17 protein-coding genes are annotated in these 21,557 nt (G+C 59.9%); 7 read left to right on the top strand and 10 right to left on the bottom strand.

Annotated features, from left to right (window positions below):
• Window positions 1-31 precede the first annotated feature (31 nt).
• Window positions 32-604, top strand: a complete 573-nt coding sequence (locus DSCA_RS06365) for a hypothetical protein (protein WP_155315629.1) — start codon at window positions 32-34, stop codon at window positions 602-604.
• A gap of 207 nt (window positions 605-811) precedes the next feature.
• On the opposite strand, the gene ftsY is transcribed toward DSCA_RS06365, so the two are convergent.
• The 8 genes from ftsY to DSCA_RS06325 form a co-directional block, all read right to left on the bottom strand.
• Window positions 812-1,966 (bottom strand): signal recognition particle-docking protein FtsY, encoded by a 1,155-nt coding sequence (gene ftsY, locus DSCA_RS06360; RefSeq protein ID WP_155315628.1) that lies wholly within the window; start codon window positions 1,964-1,966, stop codon window positions 812-814.
• A 39-nt stretch (window positions 1,967-2,005) separates the two neighbouring features.
• Window positions 2,006-5,620: a chromosome segregation protein SMC gene (gene smc, locus DSCA_RS06355; protein ID WP_167527636.1), complete on the bottom strand. Its 3,615-nt coding sequence runs from the start codon at window positions 5,618-5,620 to the stop codon at window positions 2,006-2,008.
• A gap of 455 nt (window positions 5,621-6,075) precedes the next feature.
• Entirely contained in the window at window positions 6,076-7,014 is a 939-nt protein-coding gene (pyrB, locus tag DSCA_RS06350) for an aspartate carbamoyltransferase (protein WP_155315626.1), read from the bottom strand.
• A gap of 100 nt (window positions 7,015-7,114) precedes the next feature.
• Window positions 7,115-8,068: a carbamate kinase gene (locus DSCA_RS06345; protein WP_155315625.1), complete on the bottom strand. Its 954-nt coding sequence runs from the start codon at window positions 8,066-8,068 to the stop codon at window positions 7,115-7,117.
• A gap of 187 nt (window positions 8,069-8,255) precedes the next feature.
• The gene (gene argF / locus DSCA_RS06340; protein ID WP_155315624.1) at window positions 8,256-9,173 is read right to left on the bottom strand and encodes an ornithine carbamoyltransferase; all 918 of its coding nucleotides are present in this window, start codon (window positions 9,171-9,173) and stop codon (window positions 8,256-8,258) included.
• An 11-nt stretch (window positions 9,174-9,184) separates the two neighbouring features.
• Window positions 9,185-10,378 carry an ornithine--oxo-acid transaminase gene (rocD, locus tag DSCA_RS06335; RefSeq protein ID WP_155315623.1) on the bottom strand — a complete coding sequence of 398 codons (1,194 nt, stop codon included), beginning with the start codon at window positions 10,376-10,378 and terminating at the stop codon, window positions 9,185-9,187.
• On the bottom strand, window positions 10,375-11,124 hold the full coding sequence (locus tag DSCA_RS06330; protein WP_167527635.1) for a FadR/GntR family transcriptional regulator: 750 nt from the start codon (window positions 11,122-11,124) through the stop codon (window positions 10,375-10,377). Before DSCA_RS06330 ends, rocD begins: the two co-directional genes overlap by 4 nt.
• 213 nt (window positions 11,125-11,337) lie before the next feature.
• Entirely contained in the window at window positions 11,338-11,829 is a 492-nt protein-coding gene (locus DSCA_RS06325) for a cyclic nucleotide-binding domain-containing protein (protein WP_155315621.1), read from the bottom strand.
• 256 nt (window positions 11,830-12,085) lie between these two features.
• Here DSCA_RS06325 and DSCA_RS06320 point away from each other — a divergent pair, with 256 nt between their 5' ends.
• The 6 genes from DSCA_RS06320 to DSCA_RS06295 all read left to right on the top strand — a co-directional run bounded on the left by DSCA_RS06320 (window position 12,086) and on the right by DSCA_RS06295 (window position 19,649).
• Complete coding sequence (locus DSCA_RS06320) at window positions 12,086-13,489, top strand: aminotransferase class III-fold pyridoxal phosphate-dependent enzyme (RefSeq protein ID WP_231716395.1); 1,404 nt, start codon at window positions 12,086-12,088, stop codon at window positions 13,487-13,489.
• A 9-nt stretch (window positions 13,490-13,498) separates the two neighbouring features.
• On the top strand, window positions 13,499-14,194 hold the full coding sequence (locus DSCA_RS06315; RefSeq protein ID WP_197904753.1) for a GntR family transcriptional regulator: 696 nt from the start codon (window positions 13,499-13,501) through the stop codon (window positions 14,192-14,194).
• A 69-nt stretch (window positions 14,195-14,263) separates the two neighbouring features.
• Entirely contained in the window at window positions 14,264-16,669 is a 2,406-nt protein-coding gene (locus tag DSCA_RS06310; protein ID WP_197904752.1) for a penicillin acylase family protein, read from the top strand.
• 2 nt (window positions 16,670-16,671) lie between these two features.
• Window positions 16,672-17,847 carry a DUF4185 domain-containing protein gene (locus DSCA_RS06305; RefSeq protein ID WP_155315620.1) on the top strand — a complete coding sequence of 392 codons (1,176 nt, stop codon included), beginning with the start codon at window positions 16,672-16,674 and terminating at the stop codon, window positions 17,845-17,847.
• Window positions 17,837-18,997 carry an NAD(P)/FAD-dependent oxidoreductase gene (locus DSCA_RS06300; RefSeq protein WP_155315619.1) on the top strand — a complete coding sequence of 387 codons (1,161 nt, stop codon included), beginning with the start codon at window positions 17,837-17,839 and terminating at the stop codon, window positions 18,995-18,997. Before DSCA_RS06305 ends, DSCA_RS06300 begins: the two co-directional genes overlap by 11 nt.
• 442 nt (window positions 18,998-19,439) lie before the next feature.
• On the top strand, window positions 19,440-19,649 hold the full coding sequence (locus tag DSCA_RS06295) for a hypothetical protein (RefSeq protein ID WP_155315618.1): 210 nt from the start codon (window positions 19,440-19,442) through the stop codon (window positions 19,647-19,649).
• On the opposite strand, the gene DSCA_RS06290 is transcribed toward DSCA_RS06295, so the two are convergent.
• Window positions 19,598-19,945 carry an MTH1187 family thiamine-binding protein gene (locus DSCA_RS06290; protein WP_155315617.1) on the bottom strand — a complete coding sequence of 116 codons (348 nt, stop codon included), beginning with the start codon at window positions 19,943-19,945 and terminating at the stop codon, window positions 19,598-19,600. The two genes, DSCA_RS06295 and DSCA_RS06290, sit on opposite strands and share 52 nt — an antisense overlap.
• Before the next feature lie 10 nt (window positions 19,946-19,955).
• Window positions 19,956-21,512: a methylenetetrahydrofolate reductase C-terminal domain-containing protein gene (locus DSCA_RS06285; RefSeq protein ID WP_155315616.1), complete on the bottom strand. Its 1,557-nt coding sequence runs from the start codon at window positions 21,510-21,512 to the stop codon at window positions 19,956-19,958.
• Window positions 21,513-21,557 lie beyond the last annotated feature (45 nt).

Genomic DNA, 21,557 nt, shown 5'->3' with positions numbered 1-21,557 from the left:
AAATGGCCTGAACCGGGGGAGGTGGCAGGATATGAAAAATAATTTTCTCGACGACCTCATCCAGGCGGTAACGCGGGTCGTGACGCCGAACGTTCCGCTGCTCAGAGAGGTGCTGGTCATCGGCGGCATGCCGAAACCCACGCAGAATCTGAGATACCTGAGTTATAACCGGCATACCACCATGGACGGCGGCCGGGCCTGCGACTTTTCCGCCGTGGCCGTGGTCAATAACCGCCGGGCCAGGCAATGGCAACTCAGCGGGTATCCCAAAAAACTCAGCCGCTGGGTGTTCAGCACCCGCTGGACCCGCAACCCGCTGGATCTCTACCTGAACAACATCAGGTGCGATCCCTCGGTTGTGGCGGTGCTGGCAGGAGCGGACAGCCAGTACAGCCTGCTGGGCATCCTGACCATGACTGATCTTCACGGGACCGGGTTGGCGAATCGACGGGAACAATACATCTGTCCGGTGGTGGCGGTTCCGGGAATCGATGCCGATGCCTTGAAAACCCTGCAGGCCTTTGAAGCGGCCAATCAGATCAAAAAGTCGGGGATAATCGGCCTTCAGTTTTATCGAAAGACGGGCCAGATGGCCGGTGTATAGGATAATAGGGTTCAAGGATTCGAGGGTTCGAGGGGCCAAGGGGTTCAAGGGACATCATTCATTGGGCGTATTGAATTCGGGGGGCGATATAGCTGATAGAAAATTACAGCATTTGTTCCGACCTGGCCGTCAGGCGTTTTCAGCCTGTCCTCCTGCCACTCATTTCACTTGAATTATCGACTCCTCGACCCCTTGAACCCTACCCCTTTAGAACAACGCCGCTACGAATTTTTCCGGATCGAACGCCTGGAGGTCTTCCACACCCTCTCCCACACCGATGTATTTGAGCGGAATGTTCAGGCCGCTGCAGATGCTCACCACGATGCCGCCTTTGGCCGTACCGTCCAGCTTGGTCAGTGCGATGCCGGTGACACCCAGCGCCTCGTCGAACAGTTTGGCCTGTGACAGGGCATTCTGGCCGGTGGTGGCGTCGAGCACGAGCAGCACTTCATGGGGCGCGTCGGGCAGGCGCTTGACCAGGGTGCGCCGGATCTTTTTGATCTCTTCCATCAGGTTGACTTTGGTATGCAGGCGGCCGGCGGTGTCGACGAAGACGATGTCCGTTCCCCTGGAGATGGCGGCATCGATGCCGTCGTAGGCCACGGCGGCCGGGTCGGCATTGTCCTTGTGGCGCACGATGTCCGCACCGGCCCGTTCGGCCCAGATGGCAATCTGTTCAACGGCGGCCGCCCGGAAGGTGTCGGCGGCGGCGATCAGCACTTTTTTCCCCTTGCGGGACTCGTGGGCCGCCAGTTTGCCGATGGTCGTGGTCTTGCCCACGCCGTTGACGCCCACCACCATGACCACGTGGGGCTTGGCCGCAGCTGCGGGCGCCGGCGCGGGCAGGGCATCGAAATAGGCCAGAATTTCTTCTTTCAACACCTTTTTCAATTCCCCGGCGCCGGCGATGCGTGACCGTTTTCCGGCAATTTTTTCCATGATCTCCATGGTGGTCCCGACGCCCATGTCTGCGGTAATCAACAGCTCTTCCAGGTCCTCGATCATGTCGTCATCAACCAGTTTTTTGCCGAGAAACAGGTCGTCGATATCCGTGGTCAGGATTTGGCGGGTTTTGGACAGTCCCGATTTGAGTCGCGCGAACAGGCCTTTGCCCGTTTTTTCAGCGGGTGCATGATCGGCCTGTGCCGGTTCGGGCGCCTCGTCCGCCGATGGCCCCTGCGTGCGGTCCTCAAGGACCTCCGGGTCCGCCGCGGCCGGCGCAGCCGATGCCGGGCCGGCCGATGCGTCCGCTTCGGCAGTCTCATCCGCCGGGACTGCCTCGACGGCCTCCTCGACAGGCACAGCCGGACTTTCGGCCGCCTCCGTTTTGTCTTTTTTCTTTTTAAACCAGTTGAATGCCATGGATACCCTTCGATGCTGCGTTGCAGACGCCGTTTGCTATCAGGCGGCGGTCAGTTCTTTTTTCTTGTTTTCACCGTCCAGGTTTACCGATACCACCTTGGACAGCCCCTTTTGTTCCATGGTGATGCCGAACAGGGTGTCGGCAAATTCCATGCTGTTCTTGTTGTGGGTAATCATGATGATCTGGGATTTTTCGCCGATCACCTTCATCAGGTTGTTGAAGCGCGTGACGTTGGCGTCGTCCAGCGGGGCATCGATCTCGTCCATGAGGCAAAAAGATGCCGGTCTGAGCAAAAAGATGGAAAAGATGAAGCTGATGGCCGACAGGGCTTTTTCGCCGCCGGAGAGCAGGCTCATGCGGGTGAGTTTTTTGCCCGGCGGGTGAACCATGAACTCAACGCCGGTTTCCAGCGGTTCGCCGGGATTGGTCAATTCCAGCCGCGCACTGCCGCCCTCAAACAACCGGGGAAACACTTCCTGGAGTTTTTCATTGATGCGGTTGAAGGTGTCCAGAAAGCGCTCCTGGGTGATGCGGTTGATCTTGCGGATGACCTTGTGCAGCCCGTCGATGGCGTTGACCAGGTCATCGCGCTGTTCGCTCAGAAAGTCGTAGCGCTCCCTTTGTTCCTCGAATTCCCGTATGGCCTCCAGGTTGACGTCTCCGATGTTTACGATCTTCTGGCGGATGGTGGCAAGGTTTTTTTCCAGTTCCTCGGGACTGGCTTCGGCACCGTCTTCCGGCCGGTCTTCGGTGTTCTCGAGCGCTGCGATGGTGCAGTGGTAATATTCCTGGCACCGGTTCTCCAGGTTTTCGCGCTTGATCCGCCGTTCGGCCAAATCCATTTCCAGCATGCGAATTTTCTGATGAAGCGACTCGCGCTGGTCCTGGATTCGGGAAATCCGGGCATCATTTTCTTTGAGCCGGGCGTCGATGTCACCAAACTCCCGTTCGTCCGTGCTCAAGCGGGCGTCCAGTTCCTTGAGGGCCTCGTAGTGGGCGGCCAGGTCACGCATGACGATGTCGCTGCGCTTGCCGGTTCCTTCGATTTTTTCTGTTTTGGCGGCGATGTCCCGGGAGAGCTGCTCGAGGCGCCGGATTCCGTCCGACTGGAAGTCCTTCAGGCGGCGAAGCGTTCCGGTGCAGTTGTCCAGATTGGCGCCGGCCGAGGTGAGTTTGAGTTTCAGGTCCACGATACGCTGGTTGAAGGCTTCCAGACGCGAGGCGGTGTCCTCGATCTGGGCCGATGCACGTGCCACCTGCTCCTGAGCCTCGCTGACATTGGCGGCGATGGTCTCAAGCAGCGCGTTGGTTCGCTCGATCTCTTCGTCCAGGTCCATCTCTTCGCCCATGAGCTGTTCCTGCTCCAGCCGGACAATCTCCAGATGCCGCCGCGCATTTTTCAGGTCTTCGTCGGCCCGGTAAAGGGCTTTTTCCGCCTCCATGGCATCCTGGGCGGCGTGGTTTTTTTCGGTAATGGTTTCCTGCAGCTGCTTTTCGAGGCCGCGGACCCGGACTTCCATTTCCGTCTGGACCTTGTGGGCCTCCGTCACTTGGCGGTCCAGACGGTCGCACTCCCCGGCCAGGGTTTTGATTTCCTGCTTCTTGGCCAGGATACCCGACAATTTGTCCGCGCTGCCACCGACCATCACCCCCTGGTGGGACAGCAGGTCGCCGCCTCGGGTGACCACCGTCTGCACCCGGCCATTGCGGTTGAACAGCTCCCGGGCCTCATCCAGGGTATCGACCACCGCCACGTGTCCGAGCAGGGCGCCGGCTACCGGTTCGAAGCCGTCCTTTATACGGACGTGATTCAACAGGAGACGGCCGGTTTCGGGGCGCTTTTCCGACCGATCGTCCACGGCCCGCACGGCGCCCACAGGAATGAACCCGCACCGTCCGGCCTGGGCCTGCCGGAGGTAGCCGATGGCGCCGGCACCGGATGGCTGGTCCTGAACCAGGATATACTGCAGGGCCTCGCCCAGTGCCGCTTCGACGGCGGTTTCATAGGTGGGGGCCGGTTCGATGACGTCGGCCAGCAGACCGACGATACCGGTGGGGGGGGCAGGCGCTGCCGAGGGCGGTGTCTCCTGCCCGGCGGCGTTGAGAACGGCCTTGACGCCGTCCTTGTACCAGTCCAGGTTCGCTTCCATTTTTTTCAGGGTGCTCAGGCTGCTGCGAGCCTTGTTGCGCTCCATTTCCAGGGTCTGGGAGGTTTTGACCTGGGCGGACAGCGAGGCGATGGCGGCGTCCAGTTCAGCCTTCAACGACGCGATCCGGTCCTCCAGCTCCCGGATGTCATTTTTGACCTGGGCCAGTTCGGCATCGGCCGTTTCGCGGCGGCTGCCGGCCTCCCGGACGGTCTTGTCGGCCAGGGCCGCCTCTTCGTCGGTGCGCCTGAGCCGTCGTTTGAGGTTGTCGCGGTTGTTGGCGGCGTTCTGGTGGGTGTTTTTGACCCGGGCTTCCTCGGCCACCATTTTCATCAGATCGCTCTTGCCGGTTTCAAGTGTCCGGTTCAAGCTGTCGATGCGCCCGCGCAGGGTGGATGAATCGGCGTTTTCCTGCGCTATGGTCGCCTTTGTTTCGCTGATTTGGGACTGCAGTTGCTCGTGCTGCACCTGAACCTGGTCAATTTCCGAGACGATGGTGCTGTTCTTGGCCTCCAGATCCGTCCTGGCGGCCTCGAGTTCGGCAACTTCGCATACCAGCCGCTCCCGATCGGTCTTCATATGCGCCAGGTCGGCCTCCATGCGGTCGATCTTGCGCTGAATCTCGAACTTCCGGGATTTGCGGGTGGCGATGTCCCGGTCTTTTTCAGACCGCCGCAGTTTGATCGCCTCGATGGCCGCATCGATTTTTTTGAGTCGGGTCGTCTGGCCGATGTCCTCGTCTTTCAGGGATTTGAGCAGGGTGCCGGCCTCGTCCATCTGCCGGCCCAGGTCGGCATCGTGGTGGCGCAGAAGCCGGATGTCGATCCGGCGGGCCTGCGCTTTCAAGCTTTTGAACCGTTCGGCCTTCCGCGCCTGGCGCTTGAGGCCGGACATCTGGCGATCGATTTCGGTGATGATATCCTTGACCCGCAGCAGATTCTGGTTGGTGGCGTTGACCTTCCGCAGGGCCTCGGTCTTGCGCATCTTGTAGCGGGTGACGCCGGCCGCTTCCTCGATGAATACCCGCCGTTCGTCGGGTCCGGCATCGGTGATGGCGCCGATGTTTCCCTGCTGAATCACGGCATAGGTGCGGGCACCCACACCGCTGCCCATGAAGATGTTATGAATGTCCTTGAGCCGGCAGGGCTGCTTGTTGATCAGGTAGCCGGTTTCGCCGCTTCGATAGAGACGACGGGTCACCATGACCTCGCTGAAGTCCCTGTATTCTTCAGGCATACTGCCGTTGTCATTGACCAGGGTCAGGGAGACCTCGGCCATGTTCAGGGGCGGTTTGCCGCTGGCCCCGGAAAAAATGATATCCTGCTTGTCCTTGCCGCGAAGTTGTTTGATGCTCTGTTCGCCCATGACCCAGCGAAGGGCGTCCACCACGTTGCTCTTACCGCAGCCGTTGGGTCCCACCACCGCGCAGATGCCCGGCGGGAAGGCGATGCTGGCCTTTTCGAAAAAAGACTTGAACCCGATAATATCCAGTTTTTTTAATTTCATCGCTGCCTGCTCCTGATCGCCTGCCCGGTGGTTGACGCCGGACGAACGATTGCAACAGCTGTTGCGCCCGGGGGCGAAACGGTGAAGGGTTGCCTTATGGTCGTCAAATTCAGGGAAACGGCCGCTGGTGAGGCGGACGTTGGCCATTAATTACCACCATGGCCGCGGGTTGTAAAGCGGAAAGCACAATTTAGGGGGTGGTTGTATAATGTGTGATACTATATATGGTGTAAATGTCGGGGGCATGAAAAACGGCAGGTTAAAAAAGATGAGCAGCCAGCGCTGGATAAGTAAACAGCCAGTTGGCCTCAGGCGTGTCCGTCCACAAACGGCAGATTTTGGTTCAGGCCAAGGCCACAACGGTATTGAGACCCGAGGCGTAGCAGCGCTGCGTCGAGGATTTCGGGACCGTGACCGGCCCGGGCCAAAAGATGCCGTTTGTGGATGGATGCGTGCTACTCTTTTTTTAACAGCAGGTACAGCAGGGCCATGCGAATGTAAAGGCCGTTTTGCGCCTGTTGAAAATAGCGTGCCCGGGGATCGTCGTCCACTTCCTTGGGGATTTCGTCCACACGGGGCAGCGGGTGCATGATGATGGCACCGGGTTTCATGGTCTGAACCCGCTGCGGGGAAAGGATATATTTGCCGGCGGCCGTCTGGTAGTCTTCGGGGTTGTGAAACCGTTCCTTCTGGATACGGGTCATGTAAATGCAGTCCACCTCCGGGGCGACGGCGGCCAGGTCGGTCTCTTCCCGCCACGGGACGTTGTTTCTGTCCAGGTAGGCCTTGATGTCGCCCTCCATTTTGCACACCGGTGGGGACACGAATATGATTTCCACGTCTTCGTATTTGGTGAGCAGGTAAGAAAGGGAACGTACCGTCCGACCGTAGCGGAGGTCGCCGACCATGGCAATCTTCAGGCCGCCGGCGCCCGAAAAGGAATCCACGATGGTGTACATGTCCAGCAGGGCCTGGGTGGGGTGCTGTCCCGCGCCATCGCCGGCGTTGATCACCGGGATGCAGGAGATTTCCGCCGCATGCGCCGCACTGCCGGCCTCGTTGTGGCGCATGACGATCACGTCGGCGTAGCCGTTCATGATGCGGGTGGAGTCCGCGAGGCTCTCGCCTTTGGCGGCGCTGGAGAACTCGCGGGCATTCTCCGTCGTTATCACCGATCCACCCAGGCGCAACATGGCGCTTTCAAATGAAAAACGGGTTCGGGTGGAGGGTTCGTAAAACAGGGAGGCCATGATCCTTCCCTCCAGGGACTTGGCCAGGCGGCGCTCACCGTAAAGGTCCGCCTTCATCCGGTCGGCGGTCCGGAAAACCACCTCCAGCAGGTTCCGGTCGAACTGCTGGGACTCGATCACGTGGTCCAGGGTAAAATCAGCCATGGGGACATCCTTGTTGTTGATGGTGATTGATTAATGGGGAATGATTGTACCTTGCCATACTCAATCTGGAAAATAAATCAGACAGTTGAGGAATTATATATTAATAACCTGATTCAATTATGAATTCAGTTCCTGCTTTTCCGGAAACGGCATCGGCGATGCGGTCGACTCGGGTGATCACCGCCCGTTTCCCGCCGCTGCCGAGGAACTGCATGGCCGCCTCCACTTTGGGCAGCATGGCACCGGCCGAGAAATGGCCGTCGAGAATGTGCCTGGCCGCCGCCTCGAGATCCAACGAGGTCAGGTAGTGTTCGTCGGGTTGGCCGTAATTCAAGGCCACCCCGTCCACATCCGTGGCCATGACGAACAGGTCCACCCCGGTTTCTTCGGCCAGGCGGGCACTGGCCAGGTCCTTGTCGATCACGGCATCCACCCCGTCAAAGGTCCGCCCGGCGCGGACCACGGGAATGCCACCGCCGCCGCAGCAGACCACGATAAATCCCGAATCGATCAACGTTCTGATTTCCCGTTTTTCGACGATGGTCACCGGTTTGGGGGACACCACCACGCGCCGGTAGCCTTTGGGCGTTTCGACCGTTGGGTAGGGCAGGGTGGCGGCCTTTTCCCGGGTAAACACCGGTCCTACGGGCTTGGACGGGGATTTGAAGGCCTTGTCGGTTTCATCGACCACCACATAGCTGATCAGGCTTACCAGCGGCTGACTGTTGATGCCCATGGCCATGAGGGCTTCGTCCAGGGTGGATTCGATCATATAGCCGATCTGCCCCTGGGTCTGGGCCACGAGGATTTCGAGCGGCAGCCGGGGCACCGTATCGCAGCATTCCTGTTGAAGCAGCAGGTTGCCCACCTGGGGGCCGTTGCCGTGGGTGATGATGATCCGGTAATCCTGCGATAGCCGGGCGATTTCGGCCATCGGGATCCTGAGGTTCGCAAACTGCTCCTCCACGGTTCCGACCTGCCCTTTCCGGATCAGGGCGTTGCCGCCCAGGGCCACCAGCAGCACGGGCTTTTTTTGGGGGTGTTGCTTGGTCATTTTATCAAGATCCGATACGAAATACGGGTTCGGCGTCAGTTGCTGCACAAGACGCCAGGAGTCAGAATCCAGAAGGAGGATTCGCCTTCGGCTCATATCTATTTTTCCGATTCGACGGAGCGAAGTGAACTCAATGTTCTTCAGTCTTCTGACTCCTGACTCCAGTCTCCTGAATTTTTTGGGCCCGTCAGGCTTTCCCGCAGACCTTCAGGAGGATGGCATTTTGGGCGTGCATGCGGTTTTCGGCCTCGTCGAAGATGATCGACGCCTTGGACTCGAGCACCGAATCGGTGGTTTCTACCCCGCGCTCGGCCGGCAGGCAGTGCATGAACAGGCTTTCCCTGCCGGTCGCGGCCATCATTTGGTCGTTGACCTGAAACCCCTTGAAGCGGGCTTTGCGTGCCTCGGCCTCATCCTTTTGCCCCATGGAGGCCCACACGTCCGTGTAGACAATGTCGGCATCCTTGACGGCCTTCAGCGGCTCATGGCTGATCTCTATTTCGGACAGACCGGCCTGCCGGGCGTCGGCGATGGTCTGCGCATCGGGCTCGTAGTCGTCCGGGCAGGCACAGACAAAGTGGAAGGGCAGCAGTTGGGCCAGGCGCAGCCAGGAGTGGACAATGTTGTTGCCGTCGCCCACGTAGACCACCTTCAGGTCGTTGAGGTGCCCGCGGTGCTCCAGGATGGTGAACATGTCCGCCATGATCTGGCAGGGGTGGTTGTAGTCGGTCAGGCCGTTGACGACGGGAACCGATGCGTATTCGGCCAGCTCGACCACGTGCTCGTGGGCGAACAGACGCGCCATGATCACGTCGTTGTAGCGGGCCACCACCCGGGCGATGTCCTTGACCGCCTCGCGCTTGCCGATGGAGATGTCCGACGGCCCCAGGTACAGGGCGTGGCCCCCCATCCGGAAAAATCCGGTTTCAAAGGAAATGCGGGTGCGGGCCGACGGCTTGGCGAAGATCATGGCCATCGTGTGGTCCTTGAACGGTTTGTAATCCTCCCGCCCTTTGAAGCGCGCCTTGACCTCCCTGGCCAGGGCAAAAGTGTCGTGGATTTCGTCAGCGGTGAAATCGGTAACATGCAGAAAATCACGTTTCACGGGTTGTCCTCCTAAAAAATACCATCGATCTGTTCCAGGGCCCAGTCCACATCTTCCTTACTGATGACCAGGGGCGGGGCAAACCGGATGGTATTCTCATGGGTTTCCTTGCAAAGAATACCCCTGTCGGCCAGTTGATAACAGAATTGGCGGGCGCCGCCGGCTTCGGGAACCAGCTCCATGGCAATCATCAGTCCGCGGCCGCGGACTTCCTTGACCAGCGGGTTTTGAATTTTTTTGAGGCCGGCCAGGAAATAATTGCCCATTTCATCGGCATTTTCAATCATCTTTTCTTCCATGAGCACCCGCATGGCGGTGCGGGCGATGGCGCAGGCCAGCGGGTTGCCGCCAAACGTCGAGCCGTGCTCGCCGGGTTGCAGCACATCCATGACCTCCTTGTTGGAAAGGACGGCCGATACCGGGTAGAATCCGCCCGACAAGGCTTTTCCCACCAGGGTGAGGTCGGCCTCGATGCCTTCGTGCGCCTCGGCCAGCAGGCGGCCGGTGCGTCCCAGGCCGGTCTGGATTTCATCGAGAATCAGCACCACGTTGTGCCGGTCGCAGATTTCCCGGGCGGCCTTGAGATAGCCGTCCGGCGGAATGATGACCCCGGCTTCGCCCTGGATGGGTTCTACCAGAAAACCGGCGGTGTTGGGGGTGATGGCCGCCTCCAGGGCGTCGGCATCGCCAAAGGGGATGATCTTGAAGCCCGGGGTGAACGGGCCGAACCCGCTGCGGGCCGTGGGGTCGGTGGAAAACCCCACAATGGTGATGGTGCGGCCATGAAAATTGTTGGCGCAGACGATAATTTCCGCCTTATCCTCGGGGATGCCCTTGACCTGGTAGCTCCATTTTCTGACCGCCTTGATGACGGTTTCCACCGCTTCGGCGCCGCTGTTCATGGGAAGCACCTTGTGGGAGCGGGTCAATTCGCAGATCTCCTTGTAAAAATAGCCCAGCTGATCGTTGCGGAAAGCCCGCGAGGTGAGGGTCAGCTTCCGGGCCTGGTCCATCATGGTCTTCATGATCTCCGGGTGGCAGTGGCCCTGGTTGACCGCGCTGTAGGCCGCCAGGCAGTCCAGGTACTTCTTTCCGTCCACATCCCATACCCAGACGCCTTCCCCCCGGGTCAGGACCACGTCCAGGGGTTTGTAGTTGTGGGCGCCGTATTCGTTTTCGAGATCGAGATAATCCTGGGTCTTCATGGTGTTCCTCCTTTTGGATCCGATGGCTTGCCGGATGGCTGTTGGCTGTTCATATAGCGGTTGAAGCGGCGCACGTGGCTTTGCATGAGTGTGCGCACGGCCGTGGCCTGCTGTTTTTCCAGCGCTTTTACGATGTCGCACAGATCCTGGTAGTTTTCATCCATGAACTTCGGATCCTTGAGGGGGTGCACCTCATAGTACTGCTGGATGTTGTCGTGGACCATGCGCAGGACAAATTCGTAAACCCGGTTGCCGGCGGCTTTGGCGATGGCCACATGAATGCGGTTGTCCACCTGGCAGAACAGCTCCCAGGCCGCGACACCGGCGTCGACATGTTTTTTGGACTGGGCCAGCAATTCCTTGAGCCGGCGGATATCCGCCGACCCGGCCCGCTGGGCGGCAATGGCCGCCACGTTGCCTTCCACGCCCTCCCTGAATTCGGAGAGTTCGGCCAGGGTGATTTTTCGATGGCGTACCAAAAGGCCCAGGCTTTCCGCCACCGGGGTCATGCCCGGCCGCTTGACCACCGCCCCGCCGCGAACGCCGCGCTTGATGTCCAGGAGGCCCTTTTGCTCCAGCACGCGCAACGCCTCCCGAAGGGGCCCCCGGCTGGTCTGGAACATATCCACCATGTCCCGTTGCGACGGCAGCCGATCCCCGGTTTTCAGGCTTCCGTCGAGAATGGCCCCTTCGATCTGAGAGACCAGGTCCTCGAAAATCCGTTGCTGGGTGGTTTTTTTAAACATGGTTTTCATCCGTAGTGCGATGGTATGGCGAACGTCTCGATGGTAAATAAGTATAATGGGTCACCCATTAAGACGGGGCCGGTATAAAGTCAAGAAATAATTTGATCACGATGCCGGCTCAGGAAACGTCGGCCTTGCTGCTGTATCGGAGACCGGTGGCATCGGCGCCTGAAATCGGGGCGTCCGCGTGTCGCCTGGCCGGATGGATGAATATCAATTGCGCGGCGAGATGCGTTCCAGCAGTTCCTGGGAGGTGTCTCTCAGATGCAGGCTCAGCAATTGGGCGATGGCCCTTAGAATTTTAACGCCTATTTTCGGGTGCCCATTGCAGATCTGGTCGAACCGGTTGCGTGTCAGCGTGAGGAGGGTGGCATCGGTTTGTGCTTTGACCGTGGCGGTGCGGGAAAAATTGCCGATGACGCCCATTTCTCCGATGGAGCCGCCCGGGGCTTTGATGGCGATTTTTTTTTCGACTTTCCCATTATAGCGTTTCAACACATCGAGGGTGCCGTCCACCACGAAACAGACTTCATCGCCCGGATCCCCTTCGCTGAAGACGATATCTCCGGATTCGAGGCGGGATACATGCAGGTGGTCCGCCACCGTGTTCAATTCGTCGGAATCCAGTTCGGCAAAAATAGGGATGCCGGCCAGGCAGTTGATAATGGCTTTTTTAAGTACGTTTTTTGAATTTATTGACGTCATCGGTTGTTTGTCCTTGGAACAGGCAGATGGCAGTTTGGATGCGGCCCGAAAAAGGCCGCATCCCTAACGACACAATTCACTGATTGGTATCCCAAGATCCACCGGGATGTCAAATGCCAAAACCAGCGGCCACCGGTCAGGTGATGACAGCGGCTTGCTTTTCTATGGTGATATCTGATATATCAGATGTGCAGCCTGCGATACGACCGGCGTTACCCCAACCGGATGATACCAACCCGTTAAAAAGGAGTGTCCGATGGACGATCGATTGTCGCACGTTTTAGACTACGGTGTGGATGAAATGATCGGTGGCGACAGGAATCACCTGTGGCACCACATCAAACCCCACGCCTGTTTCCAGACCCAGGAGCAGATGATCATCGTGTCCGGCAAGGGATTGACGGTTACGGATATCCGGGGACGGGAATACCTGGATGCCACCTCCGGCGGCGTGTGGTGCGTCAATGTGGGGTACGGCCGGGACAGCATTGCCGATGCCGTGGCCGCCCAGATGAAGCAGATGGCCTACTTCGCCGGCAGCGTCGGCACGATTCCTTCCATCAAGCTTTCCGGCAAGCTGCTGGAAATGATGACGACAATGGGAAAGGTGTATTTTTCCAACAGCGGATCCGAGGCCAACGAAAAAAGTTACAAGATCATCCGCCAGGCATCAACCATCGATCCGTCGCGCAGGGGCAAATACAAGATTCTGTACCGCGACCGGGACTACCATGGCACCACCATTGCCGTGCTGGCTTCCTCAGGCCAGGCCGAGCGCAAAAAGGATTTCGGGCCTTTCCCGGAGGGGTTCGTCCAGATTCCCCACTGCCTGTGCTATCGCTGCCCCTTTGGCAGAACCTACCCGGACTGCGACATCCAGTGTGCCCGGTCCGTGGAGGACATCATCCTCAAGGAGGGCCCGGACAGCGTGGGCGGGTTGATCGTGGAGCCCATTACCGCCGGCGGCGGCATTATTATCCCCGTCGATGAGTATTTCCCCATACTCCAGGAGATATGCAGTCGATACGGGGTCTTCCTGGTGATCGACGAAGTCGTGGCCGGCTTCGGACGAACCGGCAAGTTCTTCGGATACCAGCATTTCGACGTGGATCCGGACATGGTCACCCTGGCCAAAGGCATGGCCAGCGCCTATGAACCCGTCTCCGCCACGGTGGTCAAACAGCACATCTACGACCTTTTTCTCAACGATCCGGCCGACCCGGACAGGCGCATGCATTTTTTCCGGGATATTTCCACCTATGGCGGTTGTGCCGGGGTCATGGCGGCATCCCTGGAGAATATCCGCATCATGGAAGCCGAAGGCCTGGTTGAAAACAGCCGGGTGATGGGCGACTATCTGCTCGGACGGCTCCGGGAACTGCTGGCGCTTCCCGTCGTGGGGGACGTCCGCGGCAAAGGCCTGTTCTGCGGTGTGGAACTGGTCACCGACAGGCAGGGCAAGGCGCCCCCCAGCGAGGCGCAGATGGCCGCGGTGGTGGATGCCGTCAAGGCCCGGGGCGTGCTGCTCGGCCGCACCAACAGCAGCCTGCCCGGACTCAACACCACATTGTACTATGCCCCGGCCCTGGTCATCACCAGAGAAGAGGTCGACCGGATGGTCGATGCCACGAAAAAAGGCATTGAAACGGTGTTTGGATGAGAAAAACAAGTGCTTGCGCCAACAGATAAAAAAGCGGCCACCCCTTTTGAGCTGCGATCATTGCGGGAGCAGGTCTACCGGTATCTTCGCGCTGAAATGCAAAGCGGCAGGATCGTTCCCGACGAATATATCCGGCTCAATGAACTGAGTGAGCGGCTGGGGATCAGCAAAACGCCGCTTCGCGATGCGATTATCCAGCTGGAGTGCGAAGGATTTGTCACCATCCTGCCCCGGCGGGGGGTGTTGATGAACCGGTTGACCCTCCAGGACGTCGCCGACGCCTATGGCATCGTGGGGGCCCTGGAAGCCTCCGTGATCGCGGCGGTCTGCGACCGGTTCACAGACGATCGCCTCGATGCCATGACGGCGATCAACAACGGCATGACGGCCTTGATCGAACAAGACGATTTTGACGGTCATTATGCTGAATTTTTAGAGGCCAACATTGCCTTTCACAACCTTTTTCTGGACCTGTCCGACAACCGGCAGATTAAAAAAATCGTCCTGCCCTTCAAGCAGCGGCTGTACGATTTTCCCCGCCGGCGCTACATTCGGGAATGGGAGCGTCACAACTGCCGGGAACATGGCCAGCTGGTTGAACTGATCCGTGCCGGAGACGGCCAGGCGGCTGCCGACCTGCTGCAGCACCGGCACTGGTCCTTTTCCTATTACGAGGATTATATCCGGCAGTTTTACCGTTCCTGACGGATTATTGAAAAAGCAGAACGCCGCGTTTTTCCATCCCCATTCACCCAGATTTTTCAGGAGGACCCCATGCGCCTGATGGCCCGGTTTTGGTTGCCGCTGATGCTCAGCTTGTCTGTGTTTGCCGGATGTGCCGGACTCAACCGTTACCCGACCGGGGGCAGCCTGGTCCTGGCGGGCATCGATGCCCCCGTAAAAGTGGTTCGGGATGATAAGGGCATGGCCTATATCCATGCCGATACAATGGATGATGCCATGCGGGCCCTGGGGTATGTCACCGCCCAGGACCGGTTGTTCCAGATGACCCTGACACGGCTTTTTGCCGAAGGCCGAATCTGCGAACTGGCCGGAGAGAAAGCCAGAAAACTGGACATCCGGCACCGGACCCTCGGCCTGCACCGGCAGGCCATCGCCCATGCCAGGATACTGGCCCCGGAACCCCGTCGGTTATTCCAGAATTATGTGGACGGCATCAATGCCTACATCAGGACCGGCCAGGACTCTTTTCCGCTTGAATTCAAACTGGCCGGTCTGGCACCGGAACCGTGGTCGATTGCCGACAGCCTGGCCATTCTGTATTACATGAGCTGGGATACGTCGGCCAACCTGAAGACCGAGATTGTCGCCCAGATGCTCGTGGAACGGCTCGGGGAAGCGCGGGCCAGAGAAATTTTCCCGTTGAACATCAACCCGGATGATGAGCCCCCCCCCCCGGCTAAGCTGTCCGCTTCTCCGACGGCTTCAAGCAATATCCGGACAGATGCGGCCCTGCTGGGCTTTCTCGATGCGGGCCCCCTCGAAGTGGGCAGCAACAACTGGGTGGCCGGTCCCCGGATGTCCGCCGGCGGCATGCCGGTCGTCTGCAATGATCCCCACCTGGAAACCCGCATCCTTCCCGGCCCATGGTATCCGGCCGGGCTCTTCACGCCGGACAGCCGGGTCGTCGGTGTTCACATCCCGGGGCTGCCGTTGATGCCGATTTTTCGCAACCGGCATGTTGCCGTCGGAATTACCAATGCCTACGGCGACATGCAGGACCTGTATGTGGAAACGGTTGATCCGGAAAACCCCGGGCACTACCTGGAGGGCGATCGCTCCATTCCGTTTACCGTTGTCCGGGAAACCATGAGGATCCGGGACAAGCATGCTGAATCAGGGTTCAGGGAAGAATCGTTGACCCTGCGATACACCCGCCGGGGGCCGGTGGTATCCGATGTGCTCAAGGGATTGGAAACGGACACGGTGATGAGCCTCAGGTGGGCGCCCCTTGAAACCATGGCCCCGGCCATCGGGGTCACCGGGATGATCAGCGCGCGGAATGTGGCCGACATCCGGCGTGCGCTGGCCCGGGCCAATGTCATCATGCTGAATTTCGTTTTTGCCGATACGGACGGCAACATCGGCTGGCACGTCTCGGGCCGGCTGCCCGTTCGTTCCGCCGGAGACGGAACCGTTCCCCTGGCGGTGACCGACAGCAGTGACAACTGGCGCGGCTTTGTGCCTTTCGAACAGATGCCCCACGCCTACAACCCGGACAAGGGATGGGTGGGCACCTGCAACCATCACACGGTAACGCACGATTATCCCTATTACTACTCGTCCTACCAGTCTCCCTCCTATCGATACCGGCGGCTCAGGGCGCTGATGGACGCCCCCGGACAGAAAAGCGTCGACGATCACTGGCATTACCAGCGGGATACCCGCAACCTGATGGCCGAAAAACTGGTGCCCTACATTGCAGCGGTTCTGAACGGCAGCCCGGAAACCCGGGAACTGGCCGAGATACTGGACCAGTGGGACCGGCATGACGACATCGACGCCGTGGGCGCCACCGTGTTTCATGCCGTCTACGAACGCTTCGCCTGGCTGACCTTCGCCGATGAACTGGGAGACGACCTGGCCGCAAAGATGCTCAAGGTCTGGTATTTCTGGCAGGAGCGGTTTCAGCAGATGGTGCTGACCAACGCCCTGGCCCACTGGTTCGATGACACGACCACCGAGGGGAGGGTCGAAACCAGGCGGGATATCCTGGTCCGGGCGGCCAGGGACGCTCAGGCCGGCCTGTCGGCCTCCCTGGGAAGCCATCCGGACCGCTGGCAGTGGGGAAACGTGCACCGGCACACGTTCGTCAGTCCCATTCGTCGAAACGGATTCGGCAAGGGGTTTCTGGGCGCAGGGACGCATCCGGCATCCGGGTCCGTGGAGGCGCTCTACCGGGGAAGATATGAATACGATGACCCGTATTCGGTAAGCGTCTCCGCAGCCCTGCGCATGGTTGCCGACCTGGCCGACGAGGACAAGGTGCTGGCGGTGATCTCCGGCGGGGTGGCCGGTCGGGTGTTCCACCCCCATGCCAAGGACCAGGTGGCGGCATTCATGGACGGCCGCAAGATGTACTGGTGGTTCAGTGATCGCGAGATCAACGGGCACGCACGATCCGTGCTGACCTTGACGCCCCGGGCGGCGGCGCCCTGATCATGACTGCAGGCGGGCGGGCCATGATTCCGGCAGGAAGGCTGCGGGCCCTGTTCCTGTCGTTCATGATGGCGGTGTGCACCGCCTGTGCGGGAAGTGATGGCCCGGCTGCGGATGAACCGACCCCGCGTTTATCGGTGCGCCCATGGCCGGCGGCCGAGCGTCTCTTCCGTCAGGATGGCCGGTGGATGGGCGCCGATGATGCCCATAGCGTTGACCTGGGGAAGGGCCGGGTTCTCTGGCTGTTCGGGGACACGCTGGTGGACGCCCAAGGGCAGGGCAGCCGCCGGCAGGCCGGGATGATCCGCAACAGTATCGGCATCCAGAAGGGATATGACCCGGCAGGGGCCAGCATGGCTTTTTTCTGGAAACGGGCGCAGCATGCCGAGCCGGCGTCGTTTTTTCCTGAACGGGGCGCGACGTGGTACTGGCCCGGTGACGGGATTCGCATCGGCACGCGCCTGCTTATTTTTCTTGCCGCGGTCAACACCGCCCCCAACCCATTGGGGTTTGCCTTGACCGGATGGCAGGCGGTGATGGTCGACAATCCGGATGAAACGCCGGACCGGTGGCGGAGCTTCCGGGCCAAACGGGATCCGACCCGGTTTGGCATCATACCGGGCACCGGCGGCATCCTGGCCCGGGACGGATTTGTCTATGCCTATGGCTGCGACGCTTCCGGCCAGCGCGCCTATCTGGCGCGCTGGCCGGAAAATAATGCCGCTGCCGGAGACCTGCGGGATCCACAGTGGTGGTGCGGAGACGATGCGGGTTGGCTCGCGGAAAACCGGATGCAGGCAGGGCCGGCCGTTCTGTTCGCCGATGCGCAGAGCGAATTCGGCGTCTGCCACGAACCGCATCTCAATCGCTACGTACAGATTCAGACCATTGGTTTCGGTGCCGCCGACCTGGGGTTCAGAACCGCAGCCTCTCCCCAGGGCCCCTGGGGGGCCTTGACCCGGTTTTACCTGCCGCCGGAAAAAACCATCCCAGGCGTGCTGATCTATGCCGCCAAACCCCATTGTTTCCTGACCGGGAACGGCCTGGCCATCACCTACGCCACCAACCATATGGATCCGGAACGCCTGAACGACTATCCGGCATTGTACTACCCGCGGGTAGTTCGCGGTGCTTTTTTGACCACGATTAAGTCAAGGCGGAGCGACCATGTGCCCTGACCCGTTCGTCGACCGGCCAGCCGATTCACGAAAGGCGGATGTGCTGATCGTCGGCGCCGGGCCGGGCGGGTGTGCCGCCGCCTATGACCTGGCGATCAGGGGTGCTCGGGTGCTCTTGTTGGACCGGACCGAATTCCCGCGCAGGAAAATCTGTGCCGGCGGGCTGACGGTTAAGGCGGTTCGTGCCCTTCGGTATCCGATTGATCCGGTCATCCGCAAAACGGTGAGCAGCCTGTCCATCAGTTGCCGGATGCGCAACCGGCGACAGCTTTCCGGTGTCGATCCCGTTTGCCATATGGTCGAGCGATCGGCTTTCGATCATTATTGCCTTCGGCAGACCATGGCGGCCGGCGTCCGGTTCGCGGTCGTGGGACGCATCCATCACGTTGCGGAAACGGTTCGGGGCGTTTCATTGGTTACCGATGGGGGCCGGATTCGTTGCCGATTTTTAATCGGTGCCGACGGTGTTCACAGCCGGGTCCGGCAACTGACGGGGCGGTTTCCGGAGATTCGGGCCGGCCTTGGCGTTGAAGGTATCGTGGAATCGATCCCGACCCGGGAGCGGTGCCTGGGTTTCGATTTCAGCCGGGTACCCGGCGGATATGGGTGGGTCTTTCCCAAAGCGGGGCACCTCAATGTTGGACTCTATACATCGAGGGCGGATGTCAGGATTACCCGTCAGGACTTGCTCGACTATGCATCTGCGAGGATTGGCGGGCCGTTGCCGATGCATGTGGCCGGGTTTCACCTGGGACTCGGCGGATGGCGATATCGCCCCGGCCACGGCCGGATTCTTCTGGTCGGGGATGCCGCCGGGCTGGTCGACCCGTTACTGGGGGAAGGGGTGTACCATGCCGTCATCAGTGGTCAGCAAGCCGCATCCGCGGTTTCGGAGGCGTTGGAAACCGGAGGCGATGCCTGCCGATCCTACGCCAGGAGATTGTTACCGGTCCGGCGCGACCTTCTTTTTTCTCGACTGGCGTCGGCCGTTTTTTATAGCCTGCCTGCGGCGGGGCATCTGCTGCTTGCTTCACCCGCTGCCGGATCTCCGCTGATGGATGGCTTCGCATGCGGTATGCCGTTACCGGACATATTTTTTAACCCCCACCGTTTCATAAAAAAGATTTGGTTAAGAAATAAAATACTATGAATGCAAAAGGTTATGGTGCTTATTGTGTTTTGGGCAGGGCTTGACCGTCGGTTTGTTCAAGGAACCTGTCCGAGCTTTTTATTTTTTTGCCCTTACGGGCACACCTGAGCACGCCATCGCCTTTGTTGCCAAGGGTTCGCAGTAATAAAACACGACGGCGTCACCCTTGTCGCCGCAGCGCTGAAGCGCACAGGCGTTTGCAACGCTGGGGTGAGGGGTACCGGTTCTGGTTCCGGGGGCTTGCCAACCCAAAGCAGAAATCGTTTTGACAGATACGGCCCGGTCGACTATTATCTGAGATGGCAGCCCATACCAATCGCTTCTGTCCCTGATGTCCTCTTTTCGTATTCGTTCCTGTCCCCGTCATTCGGTCCTCTCTTCGCGCGTTCTTCCTGGCCCGCCGTTTTGCCCGATTCGAGATCACTGGCAGGGGAGGTGACGGATGGATAAAATTCTGACGGCCATTGAGATCACCGACAACGGTGGCAGGCGCCGGGTGCGTGATCGGCGGTTTCTGGTTTCGGTGCCGTTTGCCCGTGAACAGCGAACCAACTGGGACCGGCGAAGCGGATACGACCGCCGGCTCAGGCGACTGTTAAGCTACCCGGAGGATCGGCGAATTTCCGAAAAAAAATCTTCCGGTCCATCTTGATGGAGCTTGGTGACGACACTTTCCACCTTGTCGGCCATGTGCTGCTCCCGGTCGGTGCGGGTGCCGAATTTCAAAGTGGTGGTGATCCGTGGCGCCCCCATGCGGTGGATCTGTTCATGACAGCGACGAATGGCGGAAAACACGGCCTCCCATTCACCTTCGATGTTGGTGCCGTAAGCATGCAGCCGGATATCCAGTCCGGCGTCGGTCAGAATCCGCTGACAGGCGGCGATGTAAGGCGAGACGGATACGCCTGCGCCGATGGGCACGATGCACAGGTCTGCGATGACGTTCATAATTGATTTCTCACTCCTCCGCCAGCAACCGGCAGGTGGCCTGGCGGCAAAATCCGGCAATCTCGCTGCCGTTGCTCTGGTGATCCCGCCCCAGATGAAAATTGAGCCAGGAGGAGGTGTGGTTCAGTTCCCACATGCGCGGGGGGACGCACCCCTCGCACAGGGACTTGATGTTCCCGTGGGCTGCCAGCCGGCTGTGGGCACGGTACCAGACACATTGCCGGTCCGGATTGACCTCGCACATGCCGTCACGGCTGCCGCCGCAGGCACCGTTGCGGGTGTGTTTGGGGCATCCGGATTCGGGGCACAGGAACCCCACGTGCTGAATCGCGCAGTCGCCGCATTGCTGGCATCCGAGCAGCATGCGCTTGACGGGATGTTCGGCCAGGTGCATGAACAGCCGGCCGACCAAACCGCTGTCCAGGGTTTTACAGATGGTTTTAAAAAAGGGGGCTGCCGGGGAATCAAAATTGAAAAACAGGCCGTGGGAATGCCGCATCAGTGGATAGAGCGCCCGGTCGAGGACCGGCACCGGCCGGGGGTGCAGGCCGAAACGGGGAACGGTGGCCGCCTGGGGCGGTTTCTCGCGGAATGCATAAAAACCGCCGGGGTGTGGAAAATTGAACTGGGGCAGAAACGCCTGCCAGTGCTCCCTGATCTGCTCCATACGGTCTAAAATCATTCCCACGGCCGAAAAATCGTGGTGGATGCCGCCGAGGTGAATGCCCCGATACCCCAGGCCCTGCATGACCACCCCCAGGCGGGCGGCCCGCTCGATGGCGGCTTGTTTCCCCTGGCGCCTGTCCTGCCATTCCCGCTGTACGGCACCAAGGAGCGGGTCGCTGACCACGGCACCGGGAACCCGGCCGCGGTTCATGATGCGTGCCGCGTTGGGCGTGAGGACGTAAACCGAGCCCAGTGTAGGGACCTGGAGCGACATGTGCCGTTGAATACCGATCAGCTCGTGAAACTTGCGGGCGTCGTAACCCAACTGGGTAATGATGAACTGCGCGCCTGCCGCTACTTTCCGGCTCATCTTGGCGTACTGGGCCACGCATTCGCCTTCCGTGTGCTTGAACGGAGAGACCGCGCAGCCGGTGAAAAACCCGTCCGGGTCGCCGGCGGCCGCCATGCGCCGGCTGATCAGCATGAGCATGATCTGCAGATTGACGGAATCCAGGTCGAACACCGGCGCCCCCTGCCCGCCGAATCCCTTGCCGGAATAATCGCCGGTCAGGGCAAGGATATTTTTCATGCCCATCATGGCCAGCTGCAGGGCCCGGCTTTCCATGCCCACGCGGTTCATGTCCCGGCAGGTAAAGTGAACGATGACATCCATGCCGATTGAAAAAATCCGGTAGCCGATGGCATCGGGGCTCAACGACGGGTTGCCGCCGGGGTTGTCCGTAATGGAGACTGCCGAAATGCGCCCGTCGGCAAAGGCATCTTTGGCAATGCCCATCACCGTGTCCACCGAACGCCCGGTTGATTCGCGGCCGGGCACCAGTTCCAGGGTGACGACGAATTGCGCCGGGTCTGAGATATCGGTCTGGAAAACACGCAGCATCGGTCGCCTCCGCAGGCTAATGCCCCAATGGCGGATTCAGGGCAC

Origin of the sequence: Desulfosarcina alkanivorans, assembly GCF_009688945.1 — a bacterium.
Classification (GTDB): domain Bacteria; phylum Desulfobacterota; class Desulfobacteria; order Desulfobacterales; family Desulfosarcinaceae; genus Desulfosarcina; species Desulfosarcina alkanivorans.
This window is presented reverse-complemented; position numbering and strand designations above follow the sequence as displayed.

Excerpts from the sequence above, each read along its gene's own strand:
- DSCA_RS06330 (WP_167527635.1), bottom strand. The coding sequence starts at position 11,124 with ATGTTTAAAAAAACCACCCAGCAACGGATTTTCGAGGACCTGGTCTCT.
- DSCA_RS06310 (WP_197904752.1), top strand. The coding sequence starts at position 14,264 with ATGCGCCTGATGGCCCGGTTTTGGTTGCCGCTGATGCTCAGCTTGTCT.
- DSCA_RS06320 (WP_231716395.1), top strand. The coding sequence starts at position 12,086 with ATGGACGATCGATTGTCGCACGTTTTAGACTACGGTGTGGATGAAATG.
- pyrB (WP_155315626.1), bottom strand. The coding sequence starts at position 7,014 with ATGGCTGATTTTACCCTGGACCACGTGATCGAGTCCCAGCAGTTCGAC.
- DSCA_RS06300 (WP_155315619.1), top strand. The coding sequence starts at position 17,837 with ATGTGCCCTGACCCGTTCGTCGACCGGCCAGCCGATTCACGAAAGGCG.
- DSCA_RS06305 (WP_155315620.1), top strand. The coding sequence starts at position 16,672 with ATGACTGCAGGCGGGCGGGCCATGATTCCGGCAGGAAGGCTGCGGGCC.
- DSCA_RS06295 (WP_155315618.1), top strand. The coding sequence starts at position 19,440 with ATGGATAAAATTCTGACGGCCATTGAGATCACCGACAACGGTGGCAGG.
- DSCA_RS06290 (WP_155315617.1), bottom strand. The coding sequence starts at position 19,945 with ATGAACGTCATCGCAGACCTGTGCATCGTGCCCATCGGCGCAGGCGTA.
- smc (WP_167527636.1), bottom strand. The coding sequence starts at position 5,620 with ATGAAATTAAAAAAACTGGATATTATCGGGTTCAAGTCTTTTTTCGAA.
- DSCA_RS06345 (WP_155315625.1), bottom strand. The coding sequence starts at position 8,068 with ATGACCAAGCAACACCCCCAAAAAAAGCCCGTGCTGCTGGTGGCCCTG.
- DSCA_RS06325 (WP_155315621.1), bottom strand. The coding sequence starts at position 11,829 with ATGACGTCAATAAATTCAAAAAACGTACTTAAAAAAGCCATTATCAAC.
- DSCA_RS06285 (WP_155315616.1), bottom strand. The coding sequence starts at position 21,512 with ATGCTGCGTGTTTTCCAGACCGATATCTCAGACCCGGCGCAATTCGTC.
- DSCA_RS06365 (WP_155315629.1), top strand. The coding sequence starts at position 32 with ATGAAAAATAATTTTCTCGACGACCTCATCCAGGCGGTAACGCGGGTC.
- ftsY (WP_155315628.1), bottom strand. The coding sequence starts at position 1,966 with ATGGCATTCAACTGGTTTAAAAAGAAAAAAGACAAAACGGAGGCGGCC.
- rocD (WP_155315623.1), bottom strand. The coding sequence starts at position 10,378 with ATGAAGACCCAGGATTATCTCGATCTCGAAAACGAATACGGCGCCCAC.